The 13,677-nt window shown below is 46.5% G+C and carries 14 protein-coding genes and 1 tRNA gene; 5 read left to right on the top strand and 10 right to left on the bottom strand.

Features of this window, described 5'->3' with window-relative positions:
- Positions 1-97: 97 nt before the first annotated feature.
- Both FIU82_RS02220 and FIU82_RS02215 read right to left on the bottom strand, forming a co-directional pair.
- Positions 98-421: a cytochrome c gene (locus FIU82_RS02220; RefSeq protein WP_045980550.1), complete on the bottom strand. Its 324-nt coding sequence runs from the start codon at positions 419-421 to the stop codon at positions 98-100.
- A gap of 131 nt (positions 422-552) precedes the next feature.
- A complete protein-coding gene (locus FIU82_RS02215) occupies positions 553-1,095 on the bottom strand; it encodes a DUF2058 domain-containing protein (RefSeq protein WP_022945908.1) in 543 nt (180 codons plus the stop codon).
- Positions 1,096-1,264: 169 nt separating this feature from the next.
- Here FIU82_RS02215 and FIU82_RS02210 point away from each other — a divergent pair, with 169 nt between their 5' ends.
- Positions 1,265-2,407: an MFS transporter gene (locus FIU82_RS02210; protein WP_152440219.1), complete on the top strand. Its 1,143-nt coding sequence runs from the start codon at positions 1,265-1,267 to the stop codon at positions 2,405-2,407.
- Here FIU82_RS02210 and FIU82_RS02205 read toward each other — a convergent pair.
- Together FIU82_RS02205 and FIU82_RS02200 are read right to left on the bottom strand one after the other, a co-directional pair.
- Complete coding sequence (locus FIU82_RS02205; protein ID WP_045980547.1) at positions 2,353-2,886, bottom strand: prolyl-tRNA synthetase associated domain-containing protein; 534 nt, start codon at positions 2,884-2,886, stop codon at positions 2,353-2,355. The genes FIU82_RS02210 and FIU82_RS02205 overlap by 55 nt on opposite strands.
- A complete protein-coding gene (locus tag FIU82_RS02200) occupies positions 2,886-3,278 on the bottom strand; it encodes a hypothetical protein (protein WP_053910070.1) in 393 nt (130 codons plus the stop codon). The genes FIU82_RS02205 and FIU82_RS02200 overlap by 1 nt, the downstream gene beginning before the upstream one ends.
- Before the next feature lie 213 nt (positions 3,279-3,491).
- Between FIU82_RS02200 and FIU82_RS02195 the strand changes: the two genes are divergently transcribed.
- Positions 3,492-3,567, top strand: a tRNA-Ala gene (locus FIU82_RS02195).
- Between the two features lie 205 nt (positions 3,568-3,772).
- Here the strand turns inward: FIU82_RS02195 and FIU82_RS02190 are convergent.
- From FIU82_RS02190 to FIU82_RS02180, 3 genes are all read right to left on the bottom strand, one after another.
- Complete coding sequence (locus FIU82_RS02190) at positions 3,773-4,369, bottom strand: DNA-binding response regulator (RefSeq protein ID WP_151173239.1); 597 nt, start codon at positions 4,367-4,369, stop codon at positions 3,773-3,775.
- A 10-nt stretch (positions 4,370-4,379) separates the two neighbouring features.
- Positions 4,380-5,459, bottom strand: a complete 1,080-nt coding sequence (locus FIU82_RS02185) for a sensor histidine kinase (RefSeq protein ID WP_152440218.1) — start codon at positions 5,457-5,459, stop codon at positions 4,380-4,382.
- Between the two features lie 117 nt (positions 5,460-5,576).
- On the bottom strand, positions 5,577-6,275 hold the full coding sequence (locus FIU82_RS02180; RefSeq protein ID WP_152440217.1) for a tetratricopeptide repeat protein: 699 nt from the start codon (positions 6,273-6,275) through the stop codon (positions 5,577-5,579).
- Between the two features lie 153 nt (positions 6,276-6,428).
- Between FIU82_RS02180 and FIU82_RS02175 the strand changes: the two genes are divergently transcribed.
- The 3 genes from FIU82_RS02175 to FIU82_RS02165 all read left to right on the top strand — a co-directional run bounded on the left by FIU82_RS02175 (position 6,429) and on the right by FIU82_RS02165 (position 9,381).
- Positions 6,429-7,292: a DMT family transporter gene (locus FIU82_RS02175; RefSeq protein WP_152440216.1), complete on the top strand. Its 864-nt coding sequence runs from the start codon at positions 6,429-6,431 to the stop codon at positions 7,290-7,292.
- Between the two features lie 67 nt (positions 7,293-7,359).
- Positions 7,360-8,058, top strand: coding sequence for a glycerophosphodiester phosphodiesterase family protein (locus FIU82_RS02170; RefSeq protein WP_152440215.1), 699 nt, complete (start codon positions 7,360-7,362; stop codon positions 8,056-8,058).
- A gap of 102 nt (positions 8,059-8,160) precedes the next feature.
- Positions 8,161-9,381, top strand: a complete 1,221-nt coding sequence (locus FIU82_RS02165) for a methyl-accepting chemotaxis protein (RefSeq protein ID WP_172972691.1) — start codon at positions 8,161-8,163, stop codon at positions 9,379-9,381.
- A gap of 57 nt (positions 9,382-9,438) precedes the next feature.
- On the opposite strand, the gene FIU82_RS02160 is transcribed toward FIU82_RS02165, so the two are convergent.
- From FIU82_RS02160 to putP, 3 genes are read right to left on the bottom strand one after another with little or no spacing between them, the layout of a single operon-like run.
- Complete coding sequence (locus FIU82_RS02160; protein ID WP_152440214.1) at positions 9,439-10,686, bottom strand: glutamate-5-semialdehyde dehydrogenase; 1,248 nt, start codon at positions 10,684-10,686, stop codon at positions 9,439-9,441.
- Positions 10,683-11,789 (bottom strand): glutamate 5-kinase, encoded by a 1,107-nt coding sequence (proB, locus tag FIU82_RS02155; RefSeq protein WP_022946039.1) that lies wholly within the window; start codon positions 11,787-11,789, stop codon positions 10,683-10,685. The genes FIU82_RS02160 and proB overlap by 4 nt, the downstream gene beginning before the upstream one ends.
- Positions 11,790-11,812: 23 nt before the next feature.
- Entirely contained in the window at positions 11,813-13,309 is a 1,497-nt protein-coding gene (putP, locus tag FIU82_RS02150) for a sodium/proline symporter PutP (protein WP_152440213.1), read from the bottom strand.
- Positions 13,310-13,677 lie beyond the last annotated feature (368 nt).

Raw genomic sequence — 13,677 nt, 5'->3', positions numbered from 1 at the left:
AAAATAGATGTATAGAAGTCTAAACACTTCTAGGGTGTCATTCAATAAAAAAAGCCACCGCAGGCAAACCTACGATGGCTTTTTTAAAATAATGACCTTACTTTACGTTGGCAAGGTATTCGGCAATGGCTTCAAACTCCGCATCACTGATGTTCATTACCATGGCTTTCATCGCCGCCGACATGCCGTTGTTGCGCTTGCCAGACTTAATATCTTTCATTTGCGCTACCATATACTCTTTGTTCTGCCCTGCTAGTTTAGGATACAAAGGCATGATCGGTGCTTTACCATCGGCACCGTGGCAAGTGTGGCAGTTTTTCTCGGTGTAAAGCGCTTTGCCATCGGCAGCATGAACATTCATAGTTAATGCCGATAATGCTAAGGCACCAGTTCCCACAAGGACTTTTGTTAGTTTTTTCATAGTAGTTACTCTTATGTTGACGGTAGATAAAATATTAACAATGAGTGTAGACCCATGTTCTTAAACCTAGCAACTAAGAATTAACCTACACTGAGTGCCACCGACCACTGTGCTCGTGCCGTCGCCTTTGACTACCAGATTAGATCATCAGGTACTTCGTAGTCTGCGTACGGATCGTCCTCGTCTTTTTGGTCGTCCTCATTTTCCACATGGAAAACAATATATTTTTCATCGACCTCGGCTATTTTACGAGCTGGCTCATCTTGCAGCACATAAAACTGGCCTTCTAATACGCAAATGGCTAAGCGCCCTTTTGCCAGCGCCTGCTGGGTTTGTGCATTAACATCGATTTCTTTAATTTTATTGTCGTAGGTGAAGTTGAAAGTAAGCTCACCGCGAATCTCATCTTGATTGTGATGTTCAAGAATTTGTTTTACCCGTGCAACCTGCTCTCGCTCTTTAAGCTCCTGTTGGCGTTGCTCGTTCAGCTGATTAGCTTTTTCTTGCTGCGCTTGTTTGGTTTGCTCAATGTGCTTTTGCAAATCACTTTGGTCGCTAGTGGCGCCTTTTTTCTTCTTTTTCTTTTGTGCTTTACGCTTTTCCGACTTGGCCAGTTTAGCTTTGTGCTCGTTGGTTAGCCCGGCTTTAAGAAGCTGATCTTGTAATGACCCCATAACTATCACTTGTAAAATACGAACTGAATAAGGTTATTTTACTCATCATTTTCGGAAATGACAGTAACAGAAGTGATTGCGAGAAACTTTGACTAAGCGCAAGCCAAGGTTTGCCCCTGAACTTATGATACACTGACGCTGCAGCTACTCATTTTATGTACTTGGGTTTATGTCTTATTGGTTGTTACTGACCTGCTCGGTCTTTACTTTTTTTATTCTTTACGCCGTACAACCCCTTTTGGCGCTGTTCGCACAGCATTATCAAGTATCCCCGGCCACTGCTGGCTCGCTCATGACCTTGACCATGGCCCCTTTGGCCATTGCTCCTTTACTTTATGGGGTCATTCTCAACCGTCGCAATCTATACCGGGTGCTCCAAGTAGTGATGGTCACGCTCGCCTTAACCAATGCCTTGGTACCACTCACCGAGCAATTTTGGCAGTTGCAAGCGCTGCGATTAATTCAAGGTTTGGCACTGCCCGCCGCACTCACCGCGATGACGGCCAGTATTGCGATACGCTACCAAGGCGCAGATGTGAGCAAAAAAATGAGTGGTTATATTGGCAGTACCATTGCTGGTGGCTTTCTAGGTCGCGCCTTAGCAGCTGGATTCGCTGAGTATCTCAGCTGGCAAAGCTTTTTTTGGCTTAATTCACTGTTATTGATGGCACTCGCTGCATGCATTCGCGCCCATCGGGCGCCCATACGCCAAGCCCATACACCACTGCGGGGTAACCTTAGCGCACTGTTAAATACGCGCATACTTACGCTTTACGCCAGTGTTTTTTGTATGTTTTTCTGTTTTGCAGCGCTGTTGAATTATTTGCCCTTTATTTTGCGCAGTACCTACGCCATGACCAATACCAAAAATATTGGTTTAGTTTATAGCGGTTACCTATTAGGAGCGTTAACGACCTTTGTTACTCCCTATTTGCAAAAACGCTGTGCGAATATTTTCAGTTTATTGGCCACGGTATTTTTAGGCTACAGCGCCACCATTGCGCTGATGTTTTGGCATAGTTTGCCGGTTTTCCTCGTTGCCTTTACCTGTTTTTGTGCATCGATGTTTATTATTCATGCAACCGCGGCTCCGCTAGTAAACCGCCTCAGCAGCGCCAGCGCCAGCCTCACCAATGGAGTGTATGTGTCTTTTTACTACAGCGGCGGCGCACTGGGCTCGTTTATTCCTGGGTTGTTATATCAAGCCTATGGCGAGCGTGCTTTTTTAGGGTGTTTACTGCTTGTGTGTTTATGTGGCTACTTACTCATCGCCGTGCCACAACGTTTGGGGACCGACAAAACCTGCACTTGATGCTGCCAATGCCTGAACAGACGCAGTAAGTCCTGCTTGGCCACCAGCCAAGTATAACGATTGTCAAAAGGATGGCAGTGATAAAGCGTACCAGGTGGAGTGTTCTGCCAAATGGCCTCATCTAGCCATAATTCAACCTGATTTTCAGGGTCATTCATCAATGCCAGCATTGATACACACCCGGGGTGTACGCCTAAATAACGCTGTAACCGCTCATTCGATGCAAAGCCAAGACGCGATACTTGCTGCGCTTTAGAAAGCGCTTTGAGATCCACCTGTGCGTCATGGGCGGTGATCAGTAAAAAATGCCGGCGGCCATAGTTGTCTCGTAAAAATAGATTTTTTAGCCTCACTCCGGGGCGCTCTAAGGCAATGTTGTCGGCCGCTTGTGCCGTCGCTAAGGGCGGGTGAGAGAGCTTCTCACAAGTAATATCCAAAGCCGTAAAAAGCGCCTCCAGCGCTGCAATAGCACGACTCATTACAGGCACTCACCGCGCAACTGCACACTTAAATCGCGCCATAGCACTTGTGTTATTTCATAGTCACCGGGGCAATACTGGCGCTCATCGAGCTCTTTTTTTAGGGCTGCGGCACCTTGATCTTCAAGTTGCAGCTTCAGCACCCGCGATTCTTCGAAGTACTCTTTTTCAGCATAACGTTCAAACTCACGGCGAGTGATGGGTTCATCCGGGTCGAGCATTTCTCTGCGGCTGGCTTTGACGGTAATAACATAGGCAAATATTTTCTGCCCTTGCTCTGTGGTTTTGCCGTAAAACTGCTGTGACTGCACCTCATATTCGGGTTCATCATAAGATGATGAGCAGGCCGTTAAAGCGCAATAAAACAAGGCCACCGTGATTAATTTATACATGATAAAGACATTCTTATTATTAACTTTCCCTACTGTATCAAAGCCCCCGCGCTTTGGGGAGCGTATTGTCACGAAGCGACAGCCCGCACCTTAGTGCGTGCATCTGATAAAGATAATGTTTAGGTTTGCGTGATTTTTTTTGATGCGGTACTTGACCTTGAAAGTAAAATTAATAAAATACCAAACGTCTTAACGGACAAGCCACTTTTTAGTGGGGCTATAGCTCAGCTGGGAGAGCGCCTGCCTTGCACGCAGGAGGTCAGCAGTTCGATCCTGCTTAGCTCCACCATTTCCTTCTTGTTTTATTATTTTCTTAGTCTGGCATCCAAGCCTATCCCCCGGCTCGGTATCCCTACCTCGCGTTCAAAACTAAAAAAGCAGTGCTTTTTTCGAGCGTTTTTCACCCTGCTTAGCTCCACCATTTCCTTCTTGTTTTGTTATTTTCTTAGTCTGGCATCCAAGCCCACTGGCCAGGCAGCCGTAAGTGTTATTATTTACAACCACCCTTTTTGCCTGGCGATACGCGCTGCATCACTGCGATTGGAGGCATTTAACTTACTAATGGCTTCACTGAGATAATTGCGTACCGTGCCTTCGCTTAAATAGAGCTGCGCGGCGATATCACTGGTTTTTAGCCCCTCTTCGGTGAGCTTAAGTGCGGCACTCTCTTTACGACTTAGGGGGTTATTATCCTCCAGCGCTAACAATGCCAACTCTGGGTCGATAACTTTTTGCCCTTGATGGACTTTCTTTAATGCATCGATTAGATAATCACTGGACGCTTCTTTGAGAATAAATCCGCGTACACCCGCATCCAATGCGCGGCGAATATAACCAGATTTAGAAAATGTTGTCATAATCACGATTTGGATACCTTCATGGGTGACTTGCTCGGCCAGCTCCAAGCCACTCATATTGGGCATTTCGATATCGCTGAGTAGTAAATCAGCCTGTACTTCAGTCAATAATGTCAGCGCTGATTGGCCGTCACTGGCTTCACCAACCACTTCAATAAAAGGGTCTAAATTTAGTAAAGCAACAATAGCATTACGCACTAGCGCCTGATCTTCTATAACAACAACGCGTATCATCGCCGCCCCCTTATTTTAAAAATGTGCATGTTAAACGCACGCCTTGCTCAGTGTTGATATCGAGCTCACCACCTAACTGCTCACAGCGTGTTTGAATGCCCTTAAGTCCATTGCCAAAAGAGACGTTCGTTTCTTTGCCATTATCGAACATACTCGCTTGCCAATAGCTATCAGTCTCTTTGAACTCAACCCCAAAGTGAGTCGCCTTGCTATGGCGTATAACATTAGTTGCCGCCTCTTTGCAGATAAAGCACAGTGCACTCTCAATCGTGCTCGGCAAACGTGGCACCGGCCCAACATGGCATTGAATGTTCTGGCTTTGCAAATTTTTAGTAATGGTCTCTAACACTCCACCCAGGCCCATTTGCTTCATCCCCGCCACCGCCTGGCGCACTTCGCTGAGTAAGTCCCGAGCCAACTGACTTACCTCGTTGATCTCGACGCGGGCTCGCTCACTTTCTGTGGCATCAAGCATTTTTTGCGCGAGCTCTGATTTTAAGGCAATACTTGATAGCGAATGCCCTAGCAAATCATGGAGATCGCGAGCGATGCGCTCACGCTCAGCCACCGCGCCAATATGCTCAATTTGTTGCTCGCTACGTGCTTTAGCTCGTGCATGCTGACGCTCGCGGCGCTCAAAGACACCAAAAAAGAAAATACCAATACTGACTACCACCGCCGGAAGCAAGTAATAACCGAGCTGCACCGGGGCAAAGACCACGCCACTTAGGGTCGCGCCCAGTAAAATAATCACTAACGCAGCTTTCCCTTGCCAGCCAATAAAGTGAAAACCACATAAAAACGCGATAAAACCAAATAATGCCTGGCTTCCAGGGGTGATAGCCGTTGCTGCAATACACAGCACCAGCATGGCAATCACACAGACAACCAGCTTGCTCCCTTTAACCCGAAGAGCGAAGCCATACAGCCCGACAAAAACAATGTAAGCGACGATGGCTAACGCGATCTGTGCCGACGAAAAATAATCGCTCGCCATGATTAAAGGTAAAAAGTAAAAACTTGAGAAAATCAGTGGCATCCAGTTCCAAAAAGGCTTCTGGTTTTGTGCGATAGTGTAGGAGTAAAGCATATAACGGTTTTCCTGTGGCCTTTAACTCATAGAGCGACCATGACGCTGTATGAGCTAGTAAATAACAAGCGGCGGTGGTTATCAATACCACCGCGCTGATGGGCTTGTGCTCATAATCTACTGATTTTTAGCGATGAGCATTTTCGCCCAGCCATAATCAGGGTTCACTTGCAGCGCCTGCTGCCAGTCGGCTAAGGCTTGCTCGCCATGGCCAAGCTCCTTTTGTGTTAGCCCACGCCATGTGTAGGTTTCTGCCTCTCCCCACCCATAGCGAGTGTCCTGTTGCTGAGAGAACAATAACACTGCTTTATTAAAATCACGCAAGGCCTGTTGTTTTGAACCGCCAAACATGGACGGGGTGTTATAAGCACTAACACCTTTTATAAGGTGTACACGCGGACTATTAGGTGCAAGACGCTCTGCTTGGGACAATAACTTACCAGCTTTAGGCCCGTAGTACGCCCCTTTGAGAGGGTTAAAGGTGATTTTGAAGCCATACACTTGGGCTAGCAAAGCTTTGGCCTCGCCTAATTCGGTATCTGACAAAGGCTCAGCGAGAAGTTGTTCTAAGCTCTGCTGCGCCATCTCCAGGCTTTGCTGCGCCGCCTGCTGTTGTGCTTGCAAATACTGACTCATACTCAAGCGGTAATAGGCCAAGCCTTGCTCGTAACCCTGGGCTGATTGACTATGTAAGCGTAACTCTTTTATATCTAGAGTGGCTGCTGCTTGCTCAATGTGTTGCACATCAGTTGAGCTGGCAAAGGTCGAGGTGGTCACGGCGCTGGTAAGTGCCAAAGCGATAATGGTTATTTTCATGATGTCTCTCCTGTTGTTTGGACATCTTTATCATTGCTTATTTACCATCCGCTGCGCAGTCACCTTTGTCATCAATAGCAGATGACATTTGTCAGCACCTGCTTTGTTATATAGCTCATGGTATGCTGGCAAAAAAACAGCCTTTGACACGCTATGAGCTCTCACAAACAAAGCTTATTCTTTTTGCATACAGCGGTTCTACTGTTTGGTGGCACCGCCTTATTCGCCAAGTTAATTCACCTGCCAGCGTTAGATATCACTGTATATCGCACCGCAATCGCAGCCTTTGCCTTAGTTATCATGCTCGGTGCAATGCGCCAGCCCATCGGCCTAAGAAGCACCAAAGACTACCTTATTGCACTGGCACTCGGTGCCATCGTTGGCGTGCACTGGGTAACCTATTTTGCTGGAATGCAGCTTGCGGGAATCACCATCGGCATTATCGCGTTTTTTAGTTATCCGGTTCTAACCGTTATGATTGAACCGCTTTTTCATCGCGCTTTGCCCAAGCTTAAGGACATGTTCAGTGCCATTGCCGTCAGTGTCGGAATTTACTTACTCATACCAGAAGCAACACTGGGAAATGATGTCACTTTGGGCATAGCGACCGGGGTGTTTTCTGCATTATGCTTTGCCCTTCGTAATATTTTGCAGCGCCAGTACTTCAACCACTATGGCGGCCCGCAAACCATGTTTTATCAAACCTTGGTCGCCAGTATAATGCTATGTGCCTTTGTTGAGGTTCCCCCCATGGCCGTTACGCAGCGTGATATTGCTCTGCTGTTTTTGGTCGCCATAGTATTTACAGCCACTCCCCATGCATTGTTTGCCGCCTCATTGCGCCAACTCAGTGCAACAACGGCTGGGCTCATCTCTTGCTTACAACCTCTCTATGCCACCATTTTGGCCTTTATTTTATTACAAGAGCGTCCAGACATCGCCACGCTGATAGGCGGTATGCTGGTTGTCAGTGCTGCATTTTTTGAGACTTGGTCAGTATCTCGACAATCGCGATAAATGCCCTTGATAAATTGATTACCATCAACAAAGATAGCAATGACCCTGCTAGACGGACTGATAAGAAATGAAAGTATTTGCTCATCGCGGTGCCAGCGGTAACCACCCGGAAAATACGCAAATCGCCATAGAAAGTGCCCTTTCTGTGGGCGTCGATGGTATAGAAGTCGACCTACAAAGCTGTCTTGATGACTATGTCATCATTCATGACACCTGGCTTGATAGGACCACCTCAGGTCAAGGCAAGGTCAATAAAACCCCTTTAGCAGAAATTCAACGTTATGATGCCGGCCAAGGACAGCGCGTGCCGGGGCTGCAAGACATGATCGACTGGATAGGGAATAAGACCCTACTGAACCTAGAACTTAAACACACATTCTCACTCGATAAACTCGTTGCTACCCTTGAGCACAATGTACAACAGGGTTTATTACAGCGAGAGCAGCTTATTGTCTCTTCTTTTGATCACCATCAACTCGTATGGTTGAAGCAACATCTACCTTGGGTGAAAATTGGGGCGCTGACTTCCTCTATCCCGCTCAACTATGCTGAGTTTGCTCAACGCTTGCATGCGTATAGCTTGCACTTAGACAAAAACTTCGTAAACCACGAGTTTGTCGCCGATGCGAAACAGCGCGGGCTCGAGGTCTATGCTTATACTGTAGATAAGAAAGAAGATATTCTTGATATGCGAGCACTGGGAGTTGATGGTATTTTCACCAATTACCCATGCAATACTAAGATGATTTTAGCGAATGATGCCTAACTAGGCGCTTACTTCATCGCTAAACACTTGAAAATCTTTTGCTTTATACAATACTGAGCATGTATACATTGACGTCTACTCAGGCAAACGGAGCCCTCATCAATGAGTTGGTTTATGCGCATGTACAATTATATTGAAGAAACATTTTTTTATACGCTAACTCGGAAGATTGTTGGCAACCTTAGCTTTTTGTTTGCTTTACAGTTACTTACTTTAGTTTGGCTGTATCGCGAACTGAGCGCTCAAGAACAAGGTTTGGCGCTGTTTGCGGTGATCTCGCTATTAGTCGTCGGTGGTTTTATTTTTACGGTGTTCTATATGCGCCATTTAATCGTGCGCCCAGTGCAAGCGATGCGCGATACGTTAGAGCAAGTCAATCAGCAAGATGCCAACTTAAATGCGCGATTACCACAATTCACGTATGATGAATTTCGTGACTTATCAGAGCAATATAATAAGTTTGTACACCATCTAAGCGCCCTTTTAAATACCACCTATGAAGGTGCAGCCCAAGCTGCTGATAGCAATCAGCAGGTCAATTTATCCATGCAAAACACAGCTGAATTGGGAGCTCGACAATTACAATTTAGTAGTGAGATTGCAGCGAGCACCACGCAAGTCACGCATAGCCTAGAGCAAATCGTTGCCAATACGGATGCAGTGTTCAGCGACAACAGTGAGAACCTCACCTTTGTACGCACTTCATCTGAAGAGCTTAGCCAATTAGTATCGCAAATTCATAAGATCACGCAGCTATTAGGGCGATTTGCCGACACCGTTGCAGGCTTGAAAGAAAACTCAGAGAACATTCGCAGTATTTTGCAAATGGTCGAAGGGTTTGCCGATCAAACTAACCTGCTCGCCCTTAATGCAGCCATTGAAGCTGCTCGCGCCGGTGAAGCAGGCAGAGGCTTCGCTGTCGTTGCTGATGAGGTTCGCTCACTGTCACTTAAAGTCAGTGATGCGACCCAGCAAATTAGCGACTTTATTAATAAAATGGGCACGCTGGTAAGCGATACTAACCAAGAGTCAGAGCAACTTATTGAGCACTCTTCAAGCGCTGAACAAGCAATCGGTAACACGGCTTCAGGCTTTAGTGAACTAGTGCAAGACTTTGAGAAAAACCAACAACAATTGCAGGATATTGTCGCAGCAGTGCATGAACTGGAGCAAACCCAGGCCAATACTCAGCAATCGGTGGAGCAAATTAAAACCTTAGGTGAAGACGCAAAAGCGCAAATAGACCAAGCCGCAGAGCAATGCGCACGCTCAGAGCACCTAACCCGCACCACTCAAAGCGAGCTAGAGCGCTTCGTAAAATAACCTTTAGAGCACAAAAAAGCCCAGCACTAAGCTGGGCTTTTTAAATCTTAGTCGTGATTAGCTACGAATTTGTCCTTCACCATTCACTAAGTATTTTTCTGTGGTCAATGACTCTAGGCCCATAGGCCCGTAAGCGTGCAACTTAGTGGTTGCGATGCCGATTTCAGCGCCTAGACCTAGCTGCGAACCATCAGAGAAACGTGAGGAGGCATTTACCATCACGACTGACGCATCAACACTGCGCTGGAACAAGTTGGCAGTTTGCTCGTCTTTGGTACAAATAACTTCGGTGTGGAAGCTACCAAAGCGATCAATATGCGCCACTGCTGCATCAAAGTCAGCAACGATACATACCGCGATTTCAAGATCAAGGTACTCTTCACCAAATTCATCATCGCCAATGACATTCGCATTGCTGAAGAATTTCGCTGCTTGAGCATCAGCATTAACACGTACACCTTTTGCTTCAAGCTCTTTTGCCGCACGAGCTAAAAATGCCTCTGCCATCTCTTGGTGCACAACCAAGCCCTCTAGCGCGTTACATACACCGGTACGCTGAGTTTTACCGTTCAGCAACAGGTTCATCGCCACATCAAGGTCTGCATCTTTATCAACATACAGGTGACACACCCCTTTAAAGTGCTGAATAACCGGTACGGTACTGTTTTCAGTCACAAAATTAATCAGCCCTTCGCCACCGCGAGGAATAATCAAGTCAATGGTGTCACGCTGCTGCATAAGATCCATCAACAGGCCACGGTCTGGATCAGGGATCACTGAGATAAGCGCCGTCGGCAAGTTGTGTTTCTCCAGCACACTGTGCAGTACACTGGCAATGGCTTTACTTGACGCTAAAGCCTCTTTACCGCCACGCAAAATAACCGCATTACCTGATTTGAAGCACAGTGCGCCAGCATCGGCTGTTACGTTTGGACGGGCTTCATAAATCATGCAAATCACCCCAAGAGGCACTCGCATTTTATTGATTTTGATACCATTGGGGCGCTCACCCAATGAACGCAACTGACCTACTGGATCATCGAGATCGGCAATGGTTTCAATGCCCACGGCCATATCTTCAATACGCTCATCGGTCAGCGTCAAACGGTCAACCATGGCTGCAGCTAAGTTGTTGTCTCGCGCATTGGCAAGATCTGATTCGTTTTCCGCCTTAATATGCTCTTTATTGGCACGCAGTGCCTCAGCCATTTCTTTAAGTACGTTGTTTTTACTCTCTGTATCAAGCAGAGCAAGCACCTTAGCGGCTTTTGCTGCTTGAGCTGAAATATCCTTAACTAAACTCATGATTTCTCCAATACTGCAATGTCTTCGTCTGAAATAATCGGGCCGATGGAATCTTGTGCTTCATCGCTAAACTCACTGGTTTCATTCTCGGCAATAAAGTTCAGCAAACAGCTACTGTAGTTTGCTCGTGCCTTAGCCAGCTTCGTGCCGTCGTCGCTGCGCACCAAAATAGTGTCGCCAACGGAGAACTCGCCCCGAACCTCGATAATGCCTTGCGGGTTAATCTGCTCGGCGTTTTCATCTAATGGCTCGCTGAAGTCACCTTCAACAATCACCTCACCCTGCTCACTGGCGGTATGTGTACGCCAATGGACTGCCTCTTGCATTGGTTTTTCATACGGCAAGAAGATAGTGCCCGGGTTTTTACCTTCTAACAACAAGTTAAAGGTCTGCTCTTTAAAGCCATTTAGAATAAATGTAGTAATACCATGGGAAGTGGCTTTTTCTGCCGCCTCGATTTTGGTTTTCATGCCGCCGGTGCCTACGGCACTGGTAGCACACCCAGCCATGGCGTAAATAGATTCATCAATTTCACTGATCTCAGGTAACAGTACAGCGTCGGTATGCAAGTTAGGATTCTTGTCATAAAGGCCGTCCACATCTGAGAAAATCATTAATGCGTCAGCATCAGCGGCCGCTGCTACCATAGCTGATAAGTTGTCATTATCACCTACTTTCAAATCATCAGTAGTCACCGTGTCATTTTCGTTGATGACAGGAAGAACACCGTGATCAAGCAAGGTAAAAATGGTGTCGCGTACACTGGTGTAACGCTCACGGTCACGTAAATCACCGTGCGTTAGCAGAATCTGTGCCGATGGGAAATCAAAAAAGCGATCCCATGTTGCCATCATCTCCATTTGCCCAGCGGCTGCCATTGCTTTTTTAAGTGCTACAGAGCGCGGCTTATCCTCTGGGAATAAGTGTGAGCCCGCAGCCACAGAGCCTGATGACACCAAAATAACTTCAATACCTTGGGCGCGGCAACGAACAATAAACTGAGCTATGGTGAGTAAATAGCGTGAACTACAGCCATTTTGCTCGGGTGCAATTAAGGCACTGCCTACTTTGAGTACGATGCGTTGCCATTTAAAATTTTGCATTGCGATTACTTTCCTTACTAGCTTTAGCTAAGTTGCTCAAGTTTTTGCTCAGTTGCATGAAAAGTTTCTTTCACCTCGGCTGACGGTGCCTGAGAAAGCTTACTCACCACAACGATTGCAAGTGAACTTGCGATAAATCCGGGAACAATTTCGTAAATAACACTGCTTAGCGTGCCCCCGTCACTAAGCACTGGTGCAAATATCCAGAATAAAACAGTTGCTGCGCCGACAACGATTCCGGCGAGCGCGCCTTGATGGGTTATTTTCGACCAACACAGGCTAAATAATACTAATGGGCCAAATGCGGCACCGAAACCAGCCCAGGCATTACTGACCAATGACAAAATGCTATTAGATTTGTCCAGTGCCAGTAAGGTAGCAACGAGTGCCACGGCGAAAACCCCTATCCGGCCGATTTTTACTAAGGTTTTTTGCTCTACCTCAGTTTTTGAAAAAGCACGGTATACGTCCTCGGTCAGCGAGCTTGATGACACCAACAGCTGTGATGAGATGGTGCTCATGATCGCCGCTAAAATCGCGGCGAGTAAAAAGCCGCTAATCAGAGGGTGGAACAAAATTTCCGAGAAAATAACGAAAATTGTCTCTGGGTCGGCCACTTGCAAACCAAATTTGTTGGCATAAGCAACCCCAACTAAGCCTGTTCCTAGCGAACCTAAAATGGTGACTGTCATCCAGCTCATACCAATATTACGCGCCGTTTTAATATCTTTTACCGAGCGAATCGCCATAAAGCGCACAATAATATGAGGCTGGCCAAAATAACCTAACCCCCAAGCCAAGCTTGATACTATGCCCAGCAAGGTGATGCTCTGCCAAGATTCACTAAAACTTGGAATCGATTGCTGCGCGAAATTAAGCATATCGGCACTGCCATTGAACTGCATGTAAGCCACAATCGGCACGAGTATTAATGCCACAAACATAATGCAGCCTTGGACAAAGTCGGTCATGCTCACAGCTAAAAAGCCACCTAATAAAGTGTAGGCCACAACCACCGAAACGGTAATGATTAAGCCAAGGTGGTAGCTTAAACCGAACGCCGATTCAAACAGCTTCCCGCCTGCAACTAACCCTGCCGAGGTATAGAGCGTAAAGAACAAGATGATCACTGCCGCTGAAATCACGCGAATCGGCCCTTTGCTCATATTAAAACGCTTATCGAAGAAGTCCGGTAACGTCAGTGCATCATCGGCCATTTCTGTGTACACCCGCAGACGCGGTGCAACTAATAAATAATTGGCCAGTGCACCTAAAACCAAGCCCAGTGCAATCCATACGGTGTCGAAACCAGTTAAGAACATGGCTCCTGGCAAGCCCATTAGCATCCAACCACTCATATCCGATGCTCCTGCAGACAAGGCAGTCACATGAGAGCTCACTTGACGGCCACCTAGAATGTAGCCAGAAATATCACTTGTGGAATTGCGATAAGCGAACAAGCCAATGCCAAGCATGGCTAAAAAATACAATGCGAGAGAGAGATATGTATAAAAATGCATTCCTTATCCTGTTTGGCCACCCTAGGTGGACTTTGTTTTGGGCAATAAAAAGCGTCGCGATATAACAACTGGGGCGACGCTAAATTTTGCTTACGGCTTTACCTACCCAACGCTAACAAGCACAGGCATCAAGCTGTTCCAAAACCAATTAAAAGGAAAGCACTAACAGTTGTGGTTTACGCTGTGATAACAGCGGTTGCATACGACGAGGCAGGCTAAAAACCACAATTAATTAGCACTCTAATAATTTGTCTACGAACGTTATTATGCGGATTTAGATATAAAAATCAAGGTCAAAACTTAGCCATAGCCAGTATTCATGCTATTTATAGCGCATTGAAATAGCTCCTAAGCGCGTAAAGATGCAC

Origin of the sequence: Pseudoalteromonas sp. THAF3 (assembly GCF_009363775.1) — a bacterium.
Classification (GTDB): domain Bacteria; phylum Pseudomonadota; class Gammaproteobacteria; order Enterobacterales; family Alteromonadaceae; genus Pseudoalteromonas; species Pseudoalteromonas ruthenica.
The sequence above is the reverse complement of the archived record's forward strand: the minus strand, read 5'-3'. Positions and strand labels throughout refer to the sequence as shown.